We start from the raw sequence: 22,652 nt of genomic DNA, 5'->3' as shown, positions 1-22,652 counted from the left end.
CCTCAGGCCTTCTGTTCCCAGCGGCCGCGATCCGTCTGCTGCCAGTAGGACAGGGCGTGCCCGCCGTCCTTCAGGCGCTTCCAGCGCTGCCGCGCGGCGGCGACGGCCTCGGGATCGTTGCCGTCGAAAAGGTCGCAGATCCTCTCGTAGAGCTCGGGGGAGCCGGTCTCCGCGCCGTCGATCAGGAACAGGACCTGCGCGCCGTTCGGATTCTCCTCGGTGTCGCTGAGCCAGACCGGCTGGTACTCGGCGTCGCCCTGGGCGGCCGTCCCATGCGGCAGGAAGCTGCGGTCGTCATAGGTCCACAGATGCTGGTCCATGGCCTCGACGCGCTCACGGGAGCCGGCGAGCACGACGGCCCGCCAGCCCCGCTCCAGCGTCTTCTCGAGCAGCTCGGGAAGCGCCTGCTCCAGCGGCTTGCGCAGGAGATGATAGAACCTGACCTCAGTCATCCCTCGTAATGGTCGGCCACGAGCCGGTCCAGAAGCCGCACGCCGTAGCCCGTGCCGCCCTTGGGGACGGTCGGCGCGTCCTTCTTGGACCAGACCACGCCGGCCACGTCCAAATGGGCCCAGGGGATGTCGCGCACGAACCGCTTCAGGAACTGCGCGCCGACGATCGAGCCGGCATTGCGGCCGTCGCCGATGTTCTTCATGTCGGCGGCATCCGAGTTGATCATCTTGTCGTAGGCATCGCCCAACGGCATGCGCCAGAGCTTCTCCCCGGTGCGGCTGCCCGCCTCGATCAGCTGCTGCGCCAGGGCGTCGTCGTTGGCGAAGAGGCCGGCCTGCTCGGCGCCCAGCGCCACCAGGATCGCGCCGGTCAGCGTCGCCAGGTCGATCATGGCCCGGGGATTGAAGGTGTCCTGCGCGTACCAGAGCGCGTCGGCGAGCACCAGGCGGCCCTCGGCGTCGGTGTTCAGGACCTCGATGGTCTGGCCGGACAGGCTGCGCACGATGTCGCCGGGACGCTGGGCCGTGCCAGAGGGCATGTTCTCGACCAGCGCCACGACGCCGACCACGTTCGCGCGCGCCTTGCGCCCGGCGAGAGCGCGCATGGTGCCGACCACGGCGCCGGCACCCGCCATGTCCCACTTCATGTCCTCCATGCCCGCCGCAGGCTTGATGGAGATGCCGCCGGTGTCGAAGGTGACGCCCTTGCCGATCAGGGCCAGCGGCCGCGCGTCACGGTCGGCGGCATTCCGCCACTGCATGGTGACCAGCCGCGGCGGGTTCTCGGATCCCTGGGCGACACCGAGAAGCGCGCCCATCCCGAGCTTGCGCATGCGCTTCTCGTCGAGGACGTCGACCTCGACGCCGAGCTCGGCGAGCTGCTCGCAGGCCTCGGCGAAGGCCACGGGCGTCAGCACGTTGGCCGGCTCGCTCACGAGGTCCCGGGTCAGGAACACGCCGTCAGCCACGGCGTCGAGGAGCGGCCATGCCTTCTTGGCGCCGCCGGCATCGCGCGTCAGCAGGGTGATGCGCCGCAGGGTCGGCTTCGTCTCCGCCTTCTCCTTGGTCCGGTACTTGTCGAAGCGGTAGCACCGCAGATTCGCGCCGAAGGCGACCTGCGCCGCGGGATGGTCGACAGCCGGTGCTCCCTCGGGCAGCTCGACCAGGATCGAGGCCTCCGCCGGTCCGCGCGCCAGCGCCGCGTAGGCGATGCCGCCCGCCGCGGCCAGCGCCTGCTCGTCGACCTGCTCGGGCTTGCCGATTCCAACCAGCAGGACGCGGTCGAGCTCAGTCCCGCCGGGCGCCAAGAGCGAGAGCGTCTCCTCGGCCTTGCCGGAGAAGCGAGCGGTCTCCATGGCGCGGCCGACGGCGCCGCCGGTGATCCGGTCGAGCTCCTGGCCCAGCGCGCCCAGCCTGCGGTCGGCGGCGACCAGGATCGCAAGCGTGCCGGCCTTCGGCAGCGCGGCGTCGGCGAAGTTGAACTTCATGCGTCCGTTTCCCCATTTCTGTCCCGGCGGCGGCGGCGGGCGGTTGTTGAGTCGAGCGCCGGGAATCGATAAAGAACACGGGCCGCGTGCTGTCAAGCCGTGCGGCCCGCCATCACGGCGCCACCTTCGACGGCCAGCGTCGGAGGCATTGGCCCGACCGGCCGGCGTCTGCGACCACGGATCCATGAACAAGCTTTCGCGATATCTGCTGCGCCACTTGGCGGTCACCATGGTCTTCGTCACGCTCGGCCTGACCATGGTGATCTGGCTGACGCAGTCCCTGCGCCTGATCGAAATCGTGATCGAGGGCGGGGCGCCGCTGTCGCTGTTCCTGCGGCTGATGGTCGTGACGCTGCCGACCTTCCTGTCCATCGTGCTGCCCATCGCGACGGTGGCAGCGGTGCTGTTCACCTACAATCGCCTGCTGATGGACAACGAACTGGTGGTGATGCGCTCCATCGGGCTGAGCCCGGTCGACCTGGCGCGGCCGGCGCTGCTGCTGGCCGCCGCCGTCGGCTTGGTCTGCATGGCGCTGACGCTGTGGATCGCCCCACTCGCCTCGCGCGAGCTTGTCATGCTGGAACGTCTGGCGCGCAACGGCTACTCAGCGGCCCTGCTGCGCGAGGGCGTGTTCAACCAGGTCGACGAGGGCGTGACCGTCTATGTCCGGCGTCGCGAGCCCAACGGCGAGCTGTGGGGCCTCGTGATTCACGACAGCCGCATCAAGGAGCGGCCGGTCACCCTGATCGCGGAGCGCGGCGTCGCGAGCGAGGGACCCGACGGCGGCCAGCGGGTCCTGGTCTTCGACGGCCAGCGCCAGTCGGTCGACCGCGCGACGGGCCGGCTCTCGGTTCTCTATTTCGACCGCTACGCCCTGGACATCGTCTCGCTCGACCGCTCGGGCCAGCCGCGCGTTCCGGACCCGCGGGAGCAGTCCCTGGGCGAGCTGCTGGATGCCCGCGACAGCGCCGGCGATGCCGCTGTCCGGAACCGCCTCGTCGTGGAGCTGCACCAGCGGCTCAGCGCGCCCTTTGCCTCGCTCGCCTTCGCGCTCGTGGGCAGCGTCGCGCTGCTGACCGGCGAGTTCAACCGGCGCGGCCAGGTGCGCCGTATCGTCGCGGCGGCGCTGCTGATCGTCCTGCTGCAGAGCCTGAGCCTCGGCGCATCGAACCTGGCCGCCAGCAACCCCGCGCTGCTGCCGCTGATGTGGGTCCTCGCGCTGGGCCCGGTCGCGCTCGGGCTCTGGGCGCTGCTGCGTCCGCGCCTCCAGCGGCCGCCGCATGCGGCCGCGGCGCCGTAGGAGGTCCGGTTGGCGTTCCCGAGAACCCTCTCGCGCTACATCGGCCGGCAGTTCCTGGCCTGGTTCCTTGCGCTGCTCCTGGTGATTCTCGCGATCATCCTGCTGCTGGACATCGTCGAGCTGCTGCGCCGCGCGGTCGGCAAGCCCCAGGCCAATTTCGCCATCGTGATGCAAATGGGGCTGCTGAAGCTGCCCGAGATCGGACAGCAGGCATTCCCCTTCGTCGTCCTGTTCAGCGCCATGTTCACCTTCTGGCGCCTGACCCGGAGCCAGGAGCTGGTCGTGGCGCGCGCCGTCGGTGTCTCGGCATGGCAGTTCCTGGCGCCCGTGCTGGTGCTGGCGCCACTTGTCGCGGTCATACAGGTGACGGTCATCAATCCGCTGGGGTCGATTCTGGTGGCGCGGTACGAGCGCATGGAGGACTTCTACCTCCGCGGACGGCAGAGCTCGCTGGCGGTGGGGCAGTCCGGTCTGTGGCTGCTGCAGGGCGCGGACGAGGAGCGCTGGCTGATCCACGCCGAGCAGGTGCGGCCCGGCACGCTCGAGCTGCAGGGCGTCACGATGATCCGCATCGAGGGCGACGAGCAGGTGCGCGAGCGGGTCGACGCGCCGGTGGCACTGCTGCTGCCTGGCCGGTGGGAGATCCCGTCGGGCTGGCTGAACCGGCCCGAGATGCCGACCCAGGCTGTGACCGACTACCGCGTGCCGACCACGCTGACCTTCGAGCGCATAGCAGAGGGGCTCGCGGCGCCGCGCACCATGGGTTTCTGGGCCCTTCCGGGATTTATCAAGACGCTGGAGGCGACGGGCCTTTCGGCCGTGCGGCACCGGCTGCAGTACCAGTCCCTTTTGTCGCAGCCGCTCCTGTTCTGCGCGATGGTCCTGTTCGCCGCTGCGTTTTCATTGCGCCAGACGCGCCGGGGAGGCACTCTCCTGATGGTCGCCGGCGGGGTGGCGACCGGGTTCGTCCTGTTCGTGCTGACCGATGTCGTGCTCGCCTTCGGCATATCAGAGACCATCCCGGTGGTCCTGGCCGCGTGGGCGCCGGCGGTCGCCAGCCTGCTGATCAGCATCGCCGTGCTGCTGCACCTGGAGGACGGATGATGCCCGGCCTCTGCCCCGACCCGAACCGCCAGTTCACGAGCCAGAAGCCGATGCCTGCAAACCTTCCGAAGTGCCTGATCCGAATTCCCGTCGCTGCGGCCCTGCTGGCTGCGGCGGCACTGCCGGCATCCGCCCAGTTCACGTCGCCTGCCACCCGCTCCGCCCAGCCGCCCGCCGTCGCCCGGCCCGCGGCGCCCCAGGCTGCTCCCCAGGCTGCCCCTCCGGCCGCGCCGCAGGCCTCGCGCCCGGCCGCTCCGCCGGCGGCTGCCGCGCCCGCGCCGGGCGCGCCGCCGACCGCCATGCTGCGGCCGCCTCCGTCCGGCGCGCCGTCGATGGTCGAGCGCATCGCCGCGGTGGTGAACGACGAGATCGTCTCGCTGTCCGACCTGGAGGCGCGGCTGCAGCTGGCCCTGCTCTCTGCCGGCCTTCCGGACAGCCCGGAGGCCCGCCAGCGCCTTGCGCCCCAGGTGCTGCGCCAGCTCGTGGACGAGCGCCTGCAGCTCCAGGAGGCGAAGCGGCTGAACGTCCGGGTCACGGACAAGGAGCTGGACGACCGCCTGGGCCGCCTGGCCCAGCAGAACCGCATGACCCAGCAGCAGATGGGCGACTTCCTGAAGGCCCGCGGCATCTCGCCGGTCACGCTGCGCGAGCAGACGCGCGCCGTGATCTCGTGGGAGAAGCTGATCCAGCGGCGCCTGCGTCCGCAGGTCGAGATCGGTGACGAGGAGATCGACGCCTATCTTCAGCGGATCCAGGCCAATGCCGGCAAGCCCGAGTACCTGGTGGCCGAAATCTTCCTGGCAGTCGACTCCCCCGAGCAGGACGAGGAGGTCCACCGTCTCGCCGACCGCCTAACCGAGCAGATCGTCGGCGGCGCGAGCTTCTCTGCCGTCGCCCGCCAGTTCTCGCAGTCCGCCGTGGCGGCGCAGGGCGGCGATCTCGGCTGGGTCCAGCAGGACCAGCTCCCGGGCGAGCTGGACCAGGCGCTGCGCCAGCTTCGTCCCGGCCAGATCTCCCGCCCGATCCGCGGCATCTCGGGTTATCACCTGCTGATGCTGCGCGACCAGCGGCTGGTCTCGGCCGGCAACCCAGCCGACGCCAAGGTCACGCTAAAGCAGCTCCTGCTGCCGCGCGTCGCCAACCAGGACGCCGAGGGGCTGCGTGCCGAGGCCGAGAAGCTGCGCCCGCAACTTACCGGTTGCGAGGCCATGGGCGAGAAGGCGACGGCGCTGGGCAGCCCCCAGTCCGGCGATGCGGGTACGCTGCGCCTGGGCGACATGCCCCAGGAGCTGGCGCAGCTCGTCGCCGGCCTGAACATCGGCGAGCCGAGCCCGCCGCTGCTGAACGAGTCCGGCGCGATGATCGTCATGGTCTGCGGGCGCGAGCTGCCGGCGGGATCCCTGCCGTCCCGCGAGGAGGTCCTGGCCGTCCTCGGCACCGAGCGGCTGGACATGCTGCAGCGGCGCTGGCTGCGCGACCTGCGTCGGTCCGCCTTCGTGGACGTTCGCGTGTGACCGGATGGGAGCGGCCGCTCGCCCTGACCATGGGCGAGCCGGCTGGGATCGGGGGCGAGATCGCGTGCATGGCCTGGCTCGACCGGGCGCGTGCCGGCGTTCCTCCCTTCATGCTGCTGGACGATCCCGAGCGGATCGCGGCGCTGGCGCGCGCCGTCGGCTTCGACGTGCCCGTGCGCGCCGTCGGGGATGCCGAGGAGGCGGTCGCCGTCTTCGGCACGGCCCTGCCGGTGTTGCCCCTGGCGCTTCCCGCCGCCGTGACCCCGGGACGGCCCGACCCCGCGAACGGCGGCGCGGTGATCGGCAGCATCGACCGTGCGGTCGCGCTGGCCAGGGCAGGCGAGGCCTCGGCCGTCGTCACAAATCCGATCCAGAAGAGCGTCCTGTACCAGGCGGGATTCAGCCATCCCGGGCATACCGAGTACCTCGCCCACCTCGCCGGCGGGACCGAGACGGTGATGATGCTGGAGGGCGGCGGCATACGGGTCGTGCCGGTGACGATCCATGTCCCAATCGCAGCCGTTCCCGGAATGCTTACGACGGCGCTGATCCTGCGCACCGCGCGCATCTTGGCGCAGGCGCTCCGGCGCGATTTCGGGATCGCCGAGCCGCGGCTGGCGCTCGCCGGGCTTAATCCCCATGCCGGCGAGGCCGGTACCATCGGGCGCGAGGACGTCGAGGTGATCGCCCCGGCCGCCGAGGCCCTGCGGGCCGAGGGGATCGCCGCCAGAGGTCCGCTGCCGGCCGACACGCTGTTCCATGCCGGCGTGCGGCGTGATCACGACGCCGTGCTGTGCATGTACCACGATCAGGCGCTGATCCCGCTGAAGACGCTGGATTTCGACGGCGGCGTGAACGTGACGCTGGGGCTGCCCTTTGTGCGGACGTCGCCGGACCACGGCACGGCGCTCGGCCTGGCGGGCACGGGCCGCGCCAGCCCCAGGAGCCTCGTCGCGGCGCTGAGGACGGCGGCGCGCCTGGCCGCGACGCGCGCCGTGGCCCCGGCATGAGCGAGGACTCGGACGCCATAGACGCGCTGCCCCCGCTGCGCGAGGTGATCGCGCGGCATGATCTCGGCGCGCGCAAGGCGCTCGGGCAGAACTTCCTGCTGGACCTGAACCTGACCGGGCGCATCGCGCGCGTGGCGGGAGATCTCGCGGACGTGTCGGTGATCGAGGTGGGGCCGGGCCCGGGCGGTCTGACGCGGGCGCTGCTGAAGACCGGAGCGCGCGAGGTCGTCGCCATCGAGCGCGATCCCCGCTGCGTCGCGGCCTTGCAGGACTTGATCGCCGCCGCCGGGGACCGCCTGCGCATCGTCGAGGGCGACGCGCTGGAAGCGGATCCGGAGGCTCTCGTCGCGGCGCCGCGGGCGATCGTCGCGAACCTGCCCTACAACGTCGCGACGCCGCTCCTGCTGGGCTGGCTGAGGCGCATCGACGCCTTCCGCAGCCTGACGCTGATGTTCCAGAAGGAGGTCGCCGACCGCCTGACGGCGCCCCCGGGCGGCAAGGCCTACGGGCGCCTCTCCGTGATCGCGCAATGGGTCGCCGAGGTGAGGCCGGCCTTCAACCTTCCGGCCCAGGCCTTCGTGCCGCCGCCGAAGGTGATGTCGACCGTCGTGCACTTCACGCCGCGGCCAGGGCGCGAGGAGGCCGACTGGCAGGACATGGAGCGGGTGACCGCCGCCGCCTTCGGTCAGCGGCGCAAGATGCTGCGCGCGAGCCTCAGGTCGCTGGGCGATGCCGAGGCGCTTCTGGAGGAGGCCGGCATCGCCCCGACCGCACGCGCGGAGGAGGTTCCGGTCTCCGGCTTCGCCGCGCTCGCCCGGGCCTGGGCCGCGCGGCGCTGAACGCCGCCGTCAGGCGTCCAGTCCCGCCTCGAGCTTCCGGATGAAGTCCGCGAGCCCGACTTGGCGCTTCCGCTTCAGCCGCTCGACCTCGATGATGCCCTGCACGGTGGCGAGCGTCTCGTCCACGTCCTCGTTCACCAGGACGTAGTCGTAGTCCTTCCAGTGTGAGATCTCCTCGGGCGCCTTCGCCATGCGGCGCTGGATCACCTCGTCGCTGTCCATGGCGCGGGCCTTCAGCCGGCGGGCCAGCTCCTGGTACGAGGGCGGCAGGATGAAGATCGAGACGAGGTCCTCGCGCGCATTGGCGACGAGCTGCAGGTGCCCCTGCCAGTCCACGTCGAAGAGCACGTCGCGGCCCTGGGCCAGGCTGTCGCGCACGGGCCCTGCCGGCGTTCCGTAGTAGTTGTCGAAGACCTGGGCCCATTCCAGCAGCTCTTCGCGCTGGACCATGCGCTCGAAGGTCTCCTTGTCCATGAAGTGGTAGTCGATGCCGTCGGATTCGTTGGCGCGCCTGGGCCGGGTGGTGACGGAGATCGACAGCGACATCGAGCCGTCGAGCTGCAGGAGCTTGCGCGAGATCGTCGTCTTCCCCGCTCCGGAAGGCGAGGACAGCACCAGCATCATGCCGCGCCGCTTGCCGTCGCCGATGATCGGGCGCTGGAACTTGACCTTGGGGGGCCGAATCATGACGGTCTCGCTCATTCGATGTTCTGGGTCTGCTCGCGCAGCTGCTCGATCACGGCCTTGAGGGCGAGGCCGGTGCGCGTCAGCTCCACGTCGGTGGACTTGGAGCACAGCGTGTTGGCCTCGCGGTTGAATTCCTGGCAGAGGAAGTCGAGCTGACGTCCCGTCGCTCCGCCGTTGCCCAGCATCTCGCGGGCTGCGGCGATGTGGGCGCGCAGCCGGTCGATCTCCTCGCGCACGTCGCCCTTGGAGATCAGAATCGCGGCCTCCTGCGCGAAGCGCTCCTCGGACAGGGCGGGCACCATGTCCAGCAGCGTCCGGATCTGCTCGCGCAAGCGCTCGCGCAGCGCCTCGGGCTGGACGGCGGCGCAGCGGGCCGCGGCGGCGGTCAGCTGCTCGATCTCGTCGAGCTGCTCTTCCAGCACGCCGCGAAGACGTTGGCCCTCCGCCATGCGGACCGTGGCGAGGCGGTCGAGCGCCTGCTCGAGCCCCGCCAGGAGTGCGGCGTCCAGCGCGGTCCGGTCCTGCTCGGTCTCGGTCTCCTCGACGGTCTCGATGACCCCTCGCACCGACAGCAGCCCGTCCAGGCGGGGCGGCTCGACCCCCGACGCCTCGAGATCCCGGCCGAGCGCCAGCAGGCTGTCCAGGAGCTCCCGGTTGATGCGGAGCTGGGGCGGGGCGGACGGCCGTGTCGCCTGGAGGTTCAGGGTGACGTTGCCGCGCTTGAGCCGGGCGGCCGTTGCCAGGCGAGCCTGCGGCTCCAGCCCGTCCAGGCCCTGCGGCAGGCGGAATCGGAGGTCCAGCCCCTTGCCGTTGACGCTCTTCAGCTCCCAGGCCCATTGCCAGCCGGCATGGGTCCCTTCGCTCCGGGCGAAGCCGGTCATGCTGGAGACCGGGCCTCCGCGGCCCTGACTGCCTTCCTTCGCCGCCACGCCATCGTTCCTTTCCCAGGAGGGTCGGCCCTTATAGCCTCTGACCCAGTCACACAACAAGACGCGGCGCCGGCTTGGCGCAGGGAGGCGGCGGCCATGCGGGATCCCAGGAGCATCGTCATCACCGGCGGGTCGAGCGGCCTCGGCGCAGCGCTTGCGGAAGCCTACGCCGCGCCAGGCATCGCGCTGGCGCTGACCGGCCGCGACGCGGCGAGGCTAGAGGCGGTGGCCGGCCGCTGCCGCGCGGCCGGCGCCGAGGTCCGGACCGCGGTGCTGGACGTGACCGATCGGGATCGGCTCTCTGACTGGCTGGCCTCGGTGGACGCGGCTGCCCCGGTCGACCTGGTGATTGCGAATGCCGGCATTTCCGGCGGGAGCGGGGATGGCGGCGAGACGGGCGAGCAGGCGCGCGCGATCCTCGCCACCAATGTGATGGGGGTGGTCGACACGGTGATGCCTCTGCTGCCGGCGATGCGTGCGCGCCGGCGCGGGCAGGTCGCCGTCATGGCCTCGCTCGCCGGCTTCGCGGGGCTTCCCAGCGCGCCCGCCTACTGCGCAAGCAAGGCCGCCGTGCGGGTCTGGGGTGAGGCGTTGCACGGCGCCGTAGCCCATGATGGCGTCGAGGTCTCGGTCATCTGTCCGGGCTTCGTGCGCACGCCGCTGACCGCCGTGAACCCGTTCCCGATGCCCCTGCTGATGGACGCGGGGAAGGCGGCCGCGGTGATCGTCGCGGGCTTGGCGCGGGGCCGCGCCAGGATCGCCTTTCCCTGGCCGACCTATCTCGCCGTGAGGCTCCTCTCCGCGCTGCCACCAGGGCTGGTGGGATGGCTGCTGCGCAGGGCGCCGGCGAAGCCCGAACTCGGTCGCGCCGACGTCGGCGGGCCATGACGGGGCCTCTGGCCACGCGGAAGACTGCCCTGTTCCACACGAAAGTAGTAACGCTTACGGCGTGGAGAAGGGGAGTAATTCCGGAGGTCTTCATTTTGTCCGTGGGAGTACGTCTTCCACTCTCTTAGTCCCGGGGCGAATATTTACTGGTCGTTAACCCGGTGCATGGCGATATGGGGTCACGCAAACGGACCCAAGCAAAGGAAAACGGTCATGTCGATGGTTCCCGCCGCCGCCCGCCTCCAGGTTGCCACCCTCACCCATGTCGGTCTTCTCGAGCGCTTCATCGAGCTGACCCAGGCGGAGCTGGACCGGGCCGAGGACTCCTTCACCCGCGAGAGCCTGGCCGAGATGATCGAGGCGATGCGCACCGACCTGCGCGGCCACACCATGCTGATGAGCCGGATTCCCGCCGCCGAGATGGCCTGCGCCTGAGGACGGCACGGCGGGCGGCCGGGTATCGTGGCCCGGCCGCGGGGACGGAGGAGGGACAGGTCCGCGGGCGCCGACGGCGCTCAGGCGGGACCGGCCTCCGCCTGAGCGGCCTCGAGCGTCTCCTGGGCTTCCATCCAGGTCTCCTCGGCCGCCGCGATGCGCTTCTCGATCTCGCCGAGATCGATCTGAAGCCGGGTGACCTTCTCGGAAGGTCCTGAATAGAGGGCGGGATCGGCGAGCTTCGCCTGGATCGCCGCCTTTTCCTTTTCCAGTTTCGCCAGCAGCTTCTCGGCCTCTTCGGCCTTGCGCCGCAGCGGCGCCAGTGTAGCCCGCAGTTCCGCTGCCGCCCGGCGCTGGTCCTTGCGCGCCACGGCGGCGCGCGCGCCGTCGGATCCGGCTGCGTCCCGCGCCTCCGCGCGGTCAGCGCGCGCCCGCTCCAGCAGCAGCTTCCGGTAGTCGTCCAGATCGCCCTCGTAGGGCCGGCAGGTGCCGCCGTCCACGAGCCACAGCCGGTCGGCCGTCAGAGAGACCAGGTGCGGGTCGTGGCTGATCAGGATGACCGCCCCCTCGAAGGCGTTCAGCGCCTGGACCAGGGCCTCGCGGCTGTCGATGTCCAGATGGTTCGTCGGCTCGTCCAGCATCAGGATGTGGGGCGCGTCGCGCGTCATCAGCGCGAAGAGAAGCCTCGCCTTCTCGCCGCCCGAGAGGGACGAGATCCGCGTCTCGGCACGTTCCTGCGGGAAGCCGAAGCGTCCGAGGTGGGCGCGGACCTTCGTCTCGGGCTCCTTCGGCATCCAGGCCTGGGCCTGTTGCAGCGCCGTCAGCGCCGGGTCGAGCTCGTCCGTCTGGTGCTGGGCGAAGTATCCCACGCGCAGCTTCGGGGATCGGCGGATCTCGCCGGCCAACGGGGCCAGCCGACCCGACAGCAGCTTGACCAGCGTCGACTTGCCGTTGCCGTTGGCGCCGAGCAGCGCGATGCGGTCGTCCTGGTCGATGCGCAGGTCCAGCCCGCGCAGCACCACCCTGTCGCCGTAGCCGCCGACCGTGCGCTCGAGCTGGATCAGCGGCGGCGCCAGTTCATCCGGCGAGGGAAAGTCGAACCGGACGGTGTGGTCTTCCTCCAGCCCCTCGATCGGCTCCATGCGCTCCAGCATCTTGATCCGGCTTTGGGCCTGCCTGGCCTTGGAGGCCTTGTAGCGGAACCGGTCGATGTAGCTCTGGATGTGCTTGCGTGCGGCTTCCTGCTTGGCGGCCTGGGCGGCGATGCGCTCGCGGTTGGCGCGTCGCGTGCGCTCGAACTGGTCGTAGCCGCCGGCATAGGTCACCAGCTTGCCGCCCTCCACATGGACCGTTGTCGTCGGCACCTTGTTGAGGAGCTCGCGGTCGTGGCTGACCATGAGGATCGTGTGCGGGTAGGAACGGAGATAGTTCTCCAGCCAGATCGTGGCCTCGAGGTCCAGGTGGTTGGTGGGTTCGTCCAGCAGCAGCAGGTCCGGCTCCGCGAACAAGACCCCGGCGAGCGCCACGCGCATGCGCCAGCCGCCGGAGAAATCCCGGCTGGGGCGGAGCTGGGCCTCGGCGTCGAAGCCGAGCCCGGCCAGGATCTGCGCCGCCCGGGCCGGCGCGGAATGGGCCTGAATGTCGCCGAGCCGGGCATGCACCTCGGCGATGCGTTCCGGATCCGTCGCGGTCTCGGCCTCCGCCAGCAGGCGCGTGCGCTCGGCATCCGCGGCCAGCACCGTGTCCAGCAGCGACATGTCCGAGGCCGGGGCCTCCTGCGCGACGCGCCCGAGGCGCGCTCCTGCGGGAACCGAGATGCCGCCCCCGTCCGGCGCCAGCTCGCCCCCGATGAGCTTCAGCAGCGTGGTCTTGCCGGTGCCGTTGCGGCCGACCAGGGCGACGCGATGGCCCTTCGGGATCGTCGCCGAGGCCCGGTCGAAGATGACCCGGCCCCCATAGCGGAAGGTGAGATCGTTGATGTGCAGCATGGGGGTCCGTTGGTAGCACGCCCGCGCGGGGCGGTAGAAGCGCCGTCCACCGCGGTGAAAGAGCCGGTTGCCGGTCCTCGGCCCGGCGTATATAACGCCGCGACTTCGCGAAAGCACAGGAGCCCAAGATGGCCGTCGAACGGACTTTGTCCATCATCAAGCCTGACGCCACCCGCCGCAATCTCACGGGCAAGATCAACGCCCGCTTCGAGGAGGCGGGCCTGCGCATCGTCGGCCAGCGCCGCATGCGCCTGACCCGGCAGCAGGCCGAGCAGTTCTACGCCGTCCATGCCGAACGCTCCTTCTTCGGTGAGCTCGTCGAGTTCATGATCTCGGGCCCGGTCGTGGTCCAGGTCCTCGAGGGCGAGAACGCGGTTGCCCGCAACCGCGAGATCATGGGTGCCACCAACCCGGCCAATGCGGCCCCGGGCACCATCCGCAAGGACTTCGCCGAATCGATCGAGGCCAACTCGGTCCACGGCTCGGACAGCCTGGAGAACGCGCGGACCGAGATCGCGTTCTTCTTCGCCGAGATCGACATCGTTGGCTGATGCGCCGGTGCCGCTTGGCGGCGCCGTCCTTCGCGGGCTCCGGCGGCCCGGCATGGTCCTCGGCCGGGCCATGCCGGCGCCGCGTGCCGGCTGTTAGACGTAGCCGCCGACCAGCGTCACCGCCGAGCCGCCGAGCCCGGCCTTGAAGTGCTCGATGCCCGGCGTCCGCACGTTGAAGCCGCCGAGATCGAGCCACTTCGTGCCCTTGGCGCGCAGCTCCAGCACCGCCCTCCAGAGCAGCAGGTTCTGGGCGCGATGCGGGCGCCCCTCGGGCGCCGTCCAGCCGATCTGATAGGTTGCGGCCGACCCGTGCCGCAGGAAGAGGGCGCCCGCGACCGGCCGGCCTCGCGAGACCGCCCGGAGGATCAGCGGGCGGTCCGCCTCGCCCTGCGAGACCTCGTAGAGGACACGGATCACGGCCGGCGAAGGCCCACGATACCCGCGCGCCGCCATGTCGGCGGCGTGCAGTTCCAGCAGCCAGTCCCGATGGTGTCCGTCGCGGTCGATTTCGACCTCGAGTCCGGACCGCTCGGCTTGGCCGAGCTGGTTGCGCCACGTGCCGGAGAGGCCCGCCCTCAGAGCTGCCGGTTCGGGCGAGAGGTCGATCCAGTGTGTCCGGTAGCCGTCTTCACGCCGGCGGAAGCCAACGGCGTGCAGGCGATCCCGGTTGGCCGGCGTGTCCGGCAGCTCCGGATGGAAGGTGAGGGGGCGCCCGCGAAGCAATAGGTAGCGCCGGCGCAGCATGCCGAGGACGAGCTTCAGCATCTCGCCGGGGATCTCGTCGTAGATGAAGACCGGGCCCCTGTGGATGCTACAGACGGCGAGACCCAGGGGCAGGCGTCGCCGCTGGACCTGGACAAGCCCGATGGGCTTGGACCCGAAGCGTATGATGCCGAAATCGGCGGCGAGGCCCTCGGTGCGCGCCACGGCGGCCGCGTACTGCCAGGACTGCAGCAGGGTCGGCCGCCGGCACGCACCGAGCATCAGGTCCCACTGGGATTGGGAGCATCCGTTCCAGTCGATCTGGAACGGGTTGAAGGGGACCGGTCTCAGAGCAGGAAGATCGCCATCAGGACGAGCACGGCGATGACGGCGACGACGCCGTACTGCGAGACCTTCATGAAGCGGTCGTAGAACGCGACGTGCTCGTTGTACTGGGCGTCGCGCCAGATCGGCTGCTGGTCGTCGGTGGTGGCCATGTCTCGGGTCCCCTCTTTTGGATCGTTGCGGATTTAGGCCGATGCCCGTGCTTTGGCAAGCGCCCCGTTGGGATCAGGCGGCCGGATTGAGGAGGCCTTCCGGCGCGGGCGCCGGCGCCTCGATTGCGACGCGCTCGCCGGCGACGCGGGCGCGTCCCTCGGCGATCAGGCGAACGGCCAGCGGATAGATACGGTGCTCGGCCGCCAGCACCCGGGCGGCGAGCCGCTCCGCGTCATCCCCCGGTACCACCGGAACCGCGGCCTGCGCCAGGATCGGGCCCTCGTCCATCTCGGGGCGGACGAAATGGACCGTGCAGCCATGGAAGCGCACTCCGGCCGCCAGGGCGCGGGCATGGGTGTCCAGCCCCTTGAAGGCCGGCAGCAGCGAGGGGTGGATGTTCAGCAGCCGGTCGCGCCAGCGCTCGACGAACCACGGCGTCAGCAGGCGCATGTAGCCGGCGAGGCAGGTCAGCTCCACCCCGGCCCCGGCCAGGGCGGCATCGATCGCGCGCTCGTGCGATTCGCGGTCGGCGAAGGCTTCGTGCGGAACGATTCCGGTCCCGAGGCCGACCGCTTGCGCCCGCGCGATGGCCTGGGCGCCGGGCCGGTTGGACAGGACGAGCGCGATCTCGGCCGGAAAGGCCGGGTCCGCGCAGGCATCGATCAGCGCCTGGAGATTGCTGCCGCGACCGGAGGCGAGGATACCCAGCCTCAGGCGGCCCACGCGGCCTCCGCGCCCTCGATGCGCACGCGCTCGCCGGCGGCCTCGGTCACGGTGCCGATGCGGTATACCGCCTCGCCGCCGGCGGCCAGCGTCCGCTCGGCCTCTGCAGCCCGGTCGGGCGGGCAGACCGCGACCATGCCGATGCCGCAGTTGAAGGTGCGGGCGAGATCGCCCGTCGACAGCTTCCCCGCCGCAGCCAGCCAGCGGAAGACAGGCAGCAGAGGCCAGGCGGCGGCATCCAGCGCGACGCCCAGCCCCTGCGGCAGGACGCGCGGGATGTTCTCGACGAGGCCGCCGCCGGTGATGTGGGCAAGGCCGCGAATCGAGCCGTCGCGCACCGCCGGAAGGACCGAGCGGACATAGATCCGCGTCGGGCGCAGCAGCGCCTCGCCGAGAGTGATGCCCGGCTCGAACGGGGCGGGATCGTCATAGGCCGCGCCGGAGGTCTCGGCCACCCTGCGGACCAGGCTGAAGCCGTTGGAATGCACGCCGGTGGAGGCCATGCCGAGCACCACGTCCCCGGGCCTGATCGCGGCGCCGGTCAGGACCTGGTCGCGCTCGACCGCACCGACCGCAAATCCCGCGAGGTCGTAGTCATGGCGCGCGTAGAGGCCGGGCATCTCCGCGGTCTCGCCGCCGATCAGGGCGCATCCGGCCTGCCGGCAGCCTTCCGCGATTCCTGCCACGACGGCGCGGCCAGTCGCCACGTCGAGCTTTCCGGTTGCGAAATAATCCAGGAAGAACAGCGGCTCGGCGCCCTGGACCACGAGGTCGTTGACGCTCATGGCGACGAGGTCGATGCCGACGGTGTCATGCCGGTTCGCTGCGATCGCGACCATCAGCTTGGTGCCGACGCCATCCGTGGAGGACACGAGGATCGGGTCGGTGTAGCCGGCCGCCTTCAGGTCGAAGAGTGCACCGAATCCGCCCAGCCCGGCATCCGACCCGATGCGGGCCGTGGAGCGCGCCAGCGGCTTGATCGCCTCGACCAGGGCGTTGCCGGCATCGATGTCGACGCCGGCGGCCTTGTAGGCATCCGCTGCGTCATGAGGTTGAGTGCTGATGGCGTCCTCGCGCGGGCTGTACTATAAACCGGGCCGTTCCCACGGGGGCCGAACATACAAGAATCGGAAGGCATTGCAATGCTCCAGAGCCGCCCGCCCGGGCGTTGCACCCCGGTGATCCCCGCGCTTTTCCTGGCTTTCGCCCTGGGCATGGTGCCGATCCGCGCGGCGCTTGCGCAGGCGCCCGCGCCGGGCCAGCAGCTCTCGGGCGCGCAGATCGCCCAGGAGGCCTATGCGGTGCGCGACGTCGATGTCGACGTGACCGCCGCGAGCGCCGCCGCGGCCCGCGACGACGCGATCGCGGAGGCGCAGCGCAAGGCCTTCGCGACCCTGTATCGGCGGTTTGCCAGTGGCAACCCGCCCGCGGTGGGCGATGCCCAGCTCGCGTCCCTGGTCCAGGGCTTCGAGGTCCAGCGCGAGCGCAGCTCCAGCGTGCGCTACGTGGCGACGCTTACCGTGCGCTTCCGCCCTGCGGCCGTCCGCACGCTGCTGACGGAGCGCGGCGTCGCCTTCTCCGAGCCGCCGTCGCGGCCCTTCCTGGTGCTTCCGGTGACGCGGGTTGGTGGCCGCCCCGTGCTGTGGGAAGACCGGACACCGTGGCGCGAAGCCTGGGAGAACGCCGTTCCGGGCGGATACATCCCGATCCAGGTGCCGCTCGGGGAGCTCGCAGATGTCTCCGACGTCACCGCGGATGAGGCGCTGTCGGCGGACCGCGCGAAGGTGGACGCCATCGCGGCGCGCTACGGCGCGGGGGACGTGCTGATCGCCATCGCTGACCTGCCGGCCTCGGGCGAGCCCAACCCCGCCGCGGCCTCCACGGTCGCGCTGCGCCGCCTGCCGGTCGCTGGCGCCCCGTCCGATATGACGGTCCCAGTCCCGGCCGCGCCCGGCAGGACCGCCGGGGAGTTCTTCGCCGGTGGCGTCGCGGTCGCCCTCGCTCGGGTCGAGGAGGACTGGCGCCGCGGCGCGGTGCCCCAGTCCCGCGAGGAGCGGGTGCTGCGCGTCGCCGTGCCCATCGGCCGGCTCGACGACTGGGTCCAGACGCGTCAGCGGCTGGCCGCCACGCCGGGCGTCGCACGCATCGACCTGAAGAGCCTGAGCCGCAGCCGCGCCGATCTGGAGCTCGCCTATCTCGGCGACCTCGACCGGCTCCGTTCCGCGCTGGCCGAGCGCGAGCTCGCGCTGGCGCCCGGCACCGCCGTCCCGTCGCCCGCCGCGGTGTCCGTCCCTCCGGCCGGCAGCCCCGTGCAGCCGGCGCCGCTGGGCCTCGGCGCGCCGCCGGCGCCGGCGGTCCCGGGCATGCCCGCCGGGACACCCGCGCCCGAGACCTGGGAGCTTCGCTGGAACGGGGCTGCAGGTCGGTGAGCATTCCCAACATCATCACGCTCGGCCGTCTCATGGCCGTGCCGCTGGCCGTCTACCTGATCGTGATCGGCGAGCTCGGCTGGGCCTTCTGGACCTTCGTCGCGGCCGGGGTCTCGGACGCGATCGACGGCTTCATCGCCCGTGCCTTCCGCGCGCAGACCTATCTCGGCGGCTACCTCGACCCGCTTGCGGACAAGGCGCTCCTGGTGAGCGTCTACGTGGCGCTCGGCCATTCCGGCCACCTGCCGGTCTGGCTCGTGATCATGGTCGTGTTCCGCGATGCGCTGATCATCGGCGGTGTCCTGCTGATCTATACGCTGAAGGAGTCGCTGGCGATGCAGCCCTCCCTCAGCAGCAAGGTCAACACCGGGGCGCAGATCCTGCTGGCGGGGCTCGTGATGTCGGCCCAGGGGCTGGAGCTCCTGGGCATTCCCTTCGACGCGGCGCAGCCGGTCAGGGGCATGATCTGGGTGGTCGCCGCGACCACCGCCTGGTCGGGCCTGGGCTACGTGATCCAGGGGTCCCGCGTCATGAGCCGGCTGGGCAGCACGAAATGACTCCGCAGCGCCAGCTCAGGTTCTGGCTGGCCGGCCTCGGGATCCTGATCCTGGCGCTGTGGATCCTCAGCGACGTCCTCCTGCCCTTCGTGGCGGGCATGGCGATCGCGTACTTCCTCGACCCGATGGTCGACCGTCTGGTCGCCGCCGGCCTGCGGCGCTGGCTGGCGACAACGCTGGTGCTGCTGTTCTTCGGGCTCGTCATGCTGGCCTGCGTGGTGCTGCTGGTGCCGCTGGTCCAGGCCCAGGCGGCCCAGCTCGCCGACCTGCTGCCGCGCGTCGCCGACTGGGTGCGCACGATCGCGGTGCCCTGGGCCGAGCGCCTGCTGGCGCGGCTGCCGCCCGGGGACATGGAGCGCCTGCGCGGCGCCGCCGGGAACTTCGCCGGCGACGCCGTGGGCTGGGTGGCGCAGGTGCTCCGGGACGTGCTCACGCGCGGGCTCGCCCTCTTCGACGTGATCTCCGTGCTGCTGATCACGCCGGTCGTCGCCTTCTACATGCTGCGCGACTGGGACGAGATGGTCGCGACGCTGGAAAGCTGGCTGCCGCGGCAGCATCGGCCCGTGATCCTGGAGCAGGCCCGCGAGGTCGACCGGACGCTGGCGGGCTTCGTTCGGGGCCAGGCGACCGTCTGCCTCGTCCTCGGCCTCTTCTACGCGGCGGCGCTGACCCTGGTCGGGCTGAACCTCGGGCTGGTCGTCGGGCTCACCGCGGGGCTGCTGTCCTTCATCCCCTTCGTCGGGTCGCTGGTCGGCTTCGCAGGGAGCGTCGGCATCGCGGTGTTCCAGTACGAGAGCTGGACCATGGTGGCGGTGGTGGCCGGGATCTTCATCTTCGGCCAGGCGGTCGAGGGTAACGTCCTGACGCCGCGCCTTGTCGGGGGGCGGGTCGGCCTGCACCCGGTCTGGGTGATGTTCGCGCTGCTGGCCGGCGGCAGCCTGTTCGGCTTTGTCGGCGTCCTGCTGGCGGTGCCGGTCGCTGCCGTCATCGGCGTGCTGACACGCTTCCTGCTGCGACAGTACCTCGCCAGCCGCTACTACGCCGGTTCCGGCCCGGAAGGCACGCGTCCATGAGCGCGCCGGCTCAGCTGCCCCTCGATCTCGGCCACCGCCCGGCCATGGAGGCCGACGACTTCCTGGTGGCGCCGGAGAATGCGGAGGCCGTCGCCTGGCTCGACCGCTGGCCCGCATGGCCGGCCCCGGCGCTGGTGATCCACGGGCCGCCGGGCTGCGGGAAGACCCATCTGGCCCAGGTCTGGCGCGCGCGCAGCCACGCCCCGCTGCTGCGCGGGTCGGCCGTTGCCGGGGCGGACCTGCCGGCCCTGATCGCCCAGGCCGGCGCCGTGGCGCTGGACGACGCCGAGGCTGTGGCCGGCAACCGCGCGGCCGAGCGCGCGCTTTTCCATCTCTACAACCTCGCGCGCGAGAGCGGGGGCACGCTGCTGCTGACCGCGGCGAAGCCGCCGAGCCGGTGGCGAATCAGGCTCCCGGACCTGCGCTCGCGGCTTCGGGCGGCGCCCGCCGTGGGCGTCTCCGCGCCCGATGACAGCCTGCTCGCCCTGGTGCTGGTGAAGCTCTTCGCCGACAGACAGGTGCGCATCGGCGCCGATCTCGTCGACTACCTGCTCCCACGCATGGAGCGCTCCTTCGAGGCGGCGCGACGCCTCGTGGACCGGCTGGACCGCGAGGCCCTGGCCCGCCAGCGGCCGATCACGCTGCGGCTCGCCCGTGCCGTCCTCGCCGGAGAGGAGGGGCCCATCGACTGAGGGCCGCCGGACGCTCAGGGACCGGCCTGCGCCGATCCTCAGCGGATCGGCGGCGCATACATCAGCCCGCCTTCGGTCCACAGCGCGTTCTGGCCGCGCTCCAGCCGCAGCGGCGAGGAACGGCCGAGGTTCCGCTCGAAGATCTCGCCGTAGTTCCCGACCTGCTTCACGATGGTGTAGGCCCAGCGGTTGTCGACGCCCAGCGCCTTGCCGAGGTCGCCGGTCACGCCGAGGAAGCGCTGCACCCGGGGATCGGGGCTGTTCATGTGCTGGTCGATGTTGGCGGCGGTCAGCCCCAGCTCCTCCGCCTCGATCAGCGCCCGGACCGTCCAGCCGACAAGATCGAACCACTGGTCGTCTCCCTGGCGCACCGCCGGGGCGAGCGGCTCCTTGGAGATCCGCTCGGGCAGGATCACGTAGTCCTCGGGGTTTCGGGCGAGCGTGGCCCGCACGCCGGCAAGGCCCGAAGCGTCGGTGGTGTAGGCGTCGCACCGGCCCGCGAAGAAGGCGGCGTTGATCTCGTCGAAGGCCTCGATCACCACGGGCTGGAACGAGATGCCGCTGCGCCGGAAATAATCCGCGAGGTTCTGCTCGGTGGTCGTGCCGGGCTGCACGCATATGGTCGCGCCGTCAAGCTGGCGCGCCGACTGCACGCCGAGATCCTTGCGCACCATGAAGGCCTGCCCGTCGTAGAAGACGACGGGGCCAAAGTTCAGGCCGACCTGGGTGTCGCGTCCCATGCTCCAGGTCGTGTTGCGCGACAGGAGGTCCACCTCGCCGGACTGGACGGCCGTGAAGCGCTGCTGCGGCGAGAGCGGGACGAATCGGACCTTGCCGGAATCGCCGAACATGGCCGCTGCGATGGCACGGCAGACATCTGTGTCGATGCCCGACCAACGGCCTGCATTGTCCGGACTCGAGAAGCCCGACACCCCCGTGCTGACGCCGCAGATCAGCGACCCGCGGGCGCGTACCGCGTCGAAGGTCGGCCCGGCCTGAACGGTCAGGGCAGGGAGCGTCAGCAGCAGCGCCCCGAGCATCGCATTCCGGATTCCCATGGCCATCGCCTCCCTTGTCGGTGCCTGCGTTGTCCCCGGCCACAACAGGGAAGTGTGCGAAGCGTCGCTCAGAGCCAGAACGGCGCCGTGCTCCCGAACGAATCCCAGTCCTCGGCCAGCGCTGCCAGCCGCTTGCCCATGCGCCGCTCGATCCAGGAGCAGACATCGCGCGCGGCGGCGCGGGCCGGCCTGTCGGCCTCCTCGGCGAGGGCCTCGACCATGCGCCGGGCGGTGGCGAGGTCGTTGAGCCCGCCCAGCCGGTCCTGGAGCCGCTCCAGCGCGTCGAGGTAGGGGCCCGCGGCCGCCGGGTAAAGTCCTCGCAGCAGCTCGGCCGCATAGCGCAGGCGCTTCACCCGCAGGCGCAGCCGGTGGCGCTCTTCCTCGTCGAGCCGGGCCAGGCCGCGGCCAGCCTTGCCGACCTTGCGCTGGAGCTCGCCGAGCCACAGCGCCGCGGGCTCGCGCAGCGGGCGGGCAAGCAGCGCCGCGGTCTCGGGGCCGGGTGCCTGCCAGCGGCCGGACTCGATCCAGCCGCCAAGCGTCAGAAGCAGCGTCGTGTAGCGCGGCGAGCGGATCCCTTCGGCCGCCTTGCGGTGTGCGGCACGCGCCGAATCTTCCGCGGCCGCCTGCAGTGCCGCGAATCCCGGGTCGCTGCCGCCATGACGGCTGGCGAAGCCCGCGAGCGTCTCGTCGCAGAGCACGTCCCAGCTGCGTGCGGGGCCGAGGCGTCCGGCCAGCCATCCGAGCTCGTCGCGATGGTGCGCCGCCTCGTCCGGGACCAGCCCCGCCGAGAAGAGGGACAGGGCTGTGCGCAGCCGCCGCAACGCGATCCGCATCTGGTGGACGGCCTCGGGATCGCCGCAGGTCAGGGCGGCGCCTTCGTTGGCCAGCAGATGCCCGATGCCGTGCCGCATGACATGCCGGAACCCCTCGGCCGTGGTGGCGATTGGGGTCAGCGAAGGGAGGGCGGGGGCGCTCGGCGCCGGCGGGCGGGCCGCCATCAGCGCGAAGCCGGCCTCGGCTTTGCTCTCGGGAGAAATGCGCAAGGGCACGCGGCGCTGCAAATCGAGCGCGAGCTCGAAGAGCGCGTCCAGGCGTCCGGACTTCAGCTCCAGCTCGATTTCGCTGATGGGACGATGGGCGACGCCGGCGCGAATCTCGCCGCTGTCGAGCGCGACCTCGATCTCGGTCAGGGGATCCGGCCGGATACGATAGGAAGTCCGCCGGAAATCGGTCGTGAAGATCGGGCCGATCCGCTCCAGCGCCCCGGCCGGCAACAGGTCTGCCACGCCGTCGCGGACCAGGAGGGAGACATCGGGAGCGGGTTTGGCCAGCTGCCATTCCCATTCGCGGCGCACGGCGACGGCTGCCGCATCGCCCAGGCGGTCCAGCGACTTCACGGCCTGCACGATGGAGCGCCCCTGCCGGCGCACCCGAAGCGCGAGGCCCGCGGCCGCGAGGGCGAGATCGCCGGTATCGTAGTAGGTCGTCAGCAGCCGCGCCTCGCCGGGCGCCTCGGCCCCGAGGTCACGCAGGCCGTCGTCGCGGACCAGTCGCACGAGCTCGGCCGGCGGGACGGCGAGCTTCAGCTCGACCTCCCGCGTCGGCGTGCCGCCGGCCTCGCGACCCAGGGTTCCGGCGCGCGAGTCGCTTCCCGCCGTGGCCGGGTCCCGGTCCGCCGCCGTCAGATTGCCGCTCAACGCTCGCCCTCCGCTCCGGGCTCCCTGCCGTGATATCGC

At 71.3% G+C, this 22,652-nt stretch carries 23 protein-coding genes; 12 read left to right on the top strand and 11 right to left on the bottom strand.

Annotated features, from left to right (window positions below):
- Nucleotides 1–2: 2 nt before the first annotated feature.
- Together JUB13_RS00420 and JUB13_RS00415 are read right to left on the bottom strand one after the other, a co-directional pair.
- On the bottom strand, nt 3–452 hold the full coding sequence (locus JUB13_RS00420; protein ID WP_207476238.1) for a DNA polymerase III subunit chi: 450 nt from the start codon (nt 450–452) through the stop codon (nt 3–5).
- On the bottom strand, nt 449–1,939 hold the full coding sequence (locus tag JUB13_RS00415) for a leucyl aminopeptidase (RefSeq protein WP_207476236.1): 1,491 nt from the start codon (nt 1,937–1,939) through the stop codon (nt 449–451). Before JUB13_RS00415 ends, JUB13_RS00420 begins: the two co-directional genes overlap by 4 nt.
- Before the next feature lie 184 nt (nt 1,940–2,123).
- Here JUB13_RS00415 and lptF point away from each other — a divergent pair, with 184 nt between their 5' ends.
- From lptF to rsmA, 5 genes are read left to right on the top strand one after another with little or no spacing between them, the layout of a single operon-like run.
- Nucleotides 2,124–3,239: an LPS export ABC transporter permease LptF gene (gene lptF / locus JUB13_RS00410; RefSeq protein WP_207476234.1), complete on the top strand. Its 1,116-nt coding sequence runs from the start codon at nt 2,124–2,126 to the stop codon at nt 3,237–3,239.
- A 9-nt stretch (nt 3,240–3,248) separates the two neighbouring features.
- Nucleotides 3,249–4,343: an LPS export ABC transporter permease LptG gene (gene lptG, locus JUB13_RS00405; RefSeq protein ID WP_207476232.1), complete on the top strand. Its 1,095-nt coding sequence runs from the start codon at nt 3,249–3,251 to the stop codon at nt 4,341–4,343.
- The gene (locus JUB13_RS00400) at nt 4,340–5,857 is read left to right on the top strand and encodes a peptidylprolyl isomerase (protein ID WP_236024638.1); all 1,518 of its coding nucleotides are present in this window, start codon (nt 4,340–4,342) and stop codon (nt 5,855–5,857) included. Before lptG ends, JUB13_RS00400 begins: the two co-directional genes overlap by 4 nt.
- Nucleotides 5,854–6,867: a 4-hydroxythreonine-4-phosphate dehydrogenase PdxA gene (pdxA, locus tag JUB13_RS00395; protein ID WP_407928048.1), complete on the top strand. Its 1,014-nt coding sequence runs from the start codon at nt 5,854–5,856 to the stop codon at nt 6,865–6,867. Before JUB13_RS00400 ends, pdxA begins: the two co-directional genes overlap by 4 nt.
- A complete protein-coding gene (rsmA, locus tag JUB13_RS00390) occupies nt 6,864–7,706 on the top strand; it encodes a 16S rRNA (adenine(1518)-N(6)/adenine(1519)-N(6))-dimethyltransferase RsmA (RefSeq protein WP_207476230.1) in 843 nt (280 codons plus the stop codon). Before pdxA ends, rsmA begins: the two co-directional genes overlap by 4 nt.
- Nucleotides 7,707–7,715: 9 nt before the next feature.
- Here the strand turns inward: rsmA and gmk are convergent, their stop codons facing one another.
- Complete coding sequence (gene gmk, locus JUB13_RS00385) at nt 7,716–8,393, bottom strand: guanylate kinase (protein ID WP_207477389.1); 678 nt, start codon at nt 8,391–8,393, stop codon at nt 7,716–7,718.
- Nucleotides 8,394–8,404: 11 nt separating this feature from the next.
- Complete coding sequence (locus tag JUB13_RS00380) at nt 8,405–9,274, bottom strand: YicC/YloC family endoribonuclease (protein ID WP_207476228.1); 870 nt, start codon at nt 9,272–9,274, stop codon at nt 8,405–8,407.
- A gap of 144 nt (nt 9,275–9,418) precedes the next feature.
- Here JUB13_RS00380 and JUB13_RS00375 point away from each other — a divergent pair, with 144 nt between their 5' ends.
- Together JUB13_RS00375 and JUB13_RS00370 are read left to right on the top strand one after the other, a co-directional pair.
- Nucleotides 9,419–10,210 carry an SDR family NAD(P)-dependent oxidoreductase gene (locus tag JUB13_RS00375; RefSeq protein ID WP_207476226.1) on the top strand — a complete coding sequence of 264 codons (792 nt, stop codon included), beginning with the start codon at nt 9,419–9,421 and terminating at the stop codon, nt 10,208–10,210.
- A gap of 213 nt (nt 10,211–10,423) precedes the next feature.
- Complete coding sequence (locus tag JUB13_RS00370) at nt 10,424–10,645, top strand: hypothetical protein (RefSeq protein WP_207476224.1); 222 nt, start codon at nt 10,424–10,426, stop codon at nt 10,643–10,645.
- A gap of 80 nt (nt 10,646–10,725) precedes the next feature.
- Here JUB13_RS00370 and abc-f read toward each other — a convergent pair whose 3' ends face one another.
- Nucleotides 10,726–12,633: a ribosomal protection-like ABC-F family protein gene (gene abc-f, locus JUB13_RS00365; RefSeq protein ID WP_207476222.1), complete on the bottom strand. Its 1,908-nt coding sequence runs from the start codon at nt 12,631–12,633 to the stop codon at nt 10,726–10,728.
- A 128-nt stretch (nt 12,634–12,761) separates the two neighbouring features.
- On the opposite strand from abc-f, the gene ndk reads away from it, so the two are divergent.
- Nucleotides 12,762–13,184 (top strand): nucleoside-diphosphate kinase, encoded by a 423-nt coding sequence (gene ndk / locus JUB13_RS00360; protein WP_207476220.1) that lies wholly within the window; start codon nt 12,762–12,764, stop codon nt 13,182–13,184.
- A gap of 93 nt (nt 13,185–13,277) precedes the next feature.
- On the opposite strand, the gene JUB13_RS00355 is transcribed toward ndk, so the two are convergent.
- The 4 genes from JUB13_RS00355 to purM all read right to left on the bottom strand — a co-directional run bounded on the left by JUB13_RS00355 (nt 13,278) and on the right by purM (nt 16,171).
- Nucleotides 13,278–14,168, bottom strand: a complete 891-nt coding sequence (locus tag JUB13_RS00355) for a lipid II:glycine glycyltransferase FemX (protein ID WP_207476218.1) — start codon at nt 14,166–14,168, stop codon at nt 13,278–13,280.
- A 65-nt stretch (nt 14,169–14,233) separates the two neighbouring features.
- Nucleotides 14,234–14,383: an aa3-type cytochrome c oxidase subunit IV gene (locus JUB13_RS00350; protein ID WP_207476217.1), complete on the bottom strand. Its 150-nt coding sequence runs from the start codon at nt 14,381–14,383 to the stop codon at nt 14,234–14,236.
- Between the two features lie 73 nt (nt 14,384–14,456).
- Complete coding sequence (purN, locus tag JUB13_RS00345) at nt 14,457–15,107, bottom strand: phosphoribosylglycinamide formyltransferase (RefSeq protein WP_207476216.1); 651 nt, start codon at nt 15,105–15,107, stop codon at nt 14,457–14,459.
- A complete protein-coding gene (gene purM, locus JUB13_RS00340; protein WP_207477388.1) occupies nt 15,095–16,171 on the bottom strand; it encodes a phosphoribosylformylglycinamidine cyclo-ligase in 1,077 nt (358 codons plus the stop codon). Before purM ends, purN begins: the two co-directional genes overlap by 13 nt.
- A gap of 78 nt (nt 16,172–16,249) precedes the next feature.
- On the opposite strand from purM, the gene JUB13_RS00335 reads away from it, so the two are divergent.
- The 4 genes from JUB13_RS00335 to JUB13_RS00320 are packed head-to-tail and all read left to right on the top strand — an operon-like array spanning nt 16,250 to nt 19,858.
- Complete coding sequence (locus JUB13_RS00335; protein ID WP_207476215.1) at nt 16,250–17,536, top strand: DUF2066 domain-containing protein; 1,287 nt, start codon at nt 16,250–16,252, stop codon at nt 17,534–17,536.
- Nucleotides 17,533–18,093 carry a CDP-alcohol phosphatidyltransferase family protein gene (locus JUB13_RS00330; protein ID WP_207476214.1) on the top strand — a complete coding sequence of 187 codons (561 nt, stop codon included), beginning with the start codon at nt 17,533–17,535 and terminating at the stop codon, nt 18,091–18,093. The genes JUB13_RS00335 and JUB13_RS00330 overlap by 4 nt, the downstream gene beginning before the upstream one ends.
- Entirely contained in the window at nt 18,090–19,166 is a 1,077-nt protein-coding gene (locus JUB13_RS00325) for an AI-2E family transporter (protein WP_207476213.1), read from the top strand. Before JUB13_RS00330 ends, JUB13_RS00325 begins: the two co-directional genes overlap by 4 nt.
- Nucleotides 19,163–19,858, top strand: coding sequence for an HdaA/DnaA family protein (locus JUB13_RS00320; protein ID WP_207476212.1), 696 nt, complete (start codon nt 19,163–19,165; stop codon nt 19,856–19,858). The genes JUB13_RS00325 and JUB13_RS00320 overlap by 4 nt, the downstream gene beginning before the upstream one ends.
- A gap of 38 nt (nt 19,859–19,896) precedes the next feature.
- Here the strand turns inward: JUB13_RS00320 and JUB13_RS00315 are convergent, their stop codons facing one another.
- Nucleotides 19,897–20,922, bottom strand: a complete 1,026-nt coding sequence (locus JUB13_RS00315) for an amino acid ABC transporter substrate-binding protein (RefSeq protein WP_456237103.1) — start codon at nt 20,920–20,922, stop codon at nt 19,897–19,899.
- A gap of 62 nt (nt 20,923–20,984) precedes the next feature.
- The gene (locus JUB13_RS00310; RefSeq protein WP_207476210.1) at nt 20,985–22,613 is read right to left on the bottom strand and encodes a CYTH and CHAD domain-containing protein; all 1,629 of its coding nucleotides are present in this window, start codon (nt 22,611–22,613) and stop codon (nt 20,985–20,987) included.
- Nucleotides 22,614–22,652 lie beyond the last annotated feature (39 nt).

It is taken from the genome of Arenibaculum pallidiluteum, from assembly GCF_017355985.1.
Taxonomy (GTDB): domain Bacteria; phylum Pseudomonadota; class Alphaproteobacteria; order Azospirillales; family Azospirillaceae; genus Arenibaculum; species Arenibaculum pallidiluteum.
This window is presented reverse-complemented; position numbering and strand designations above follow the sequence as displayed.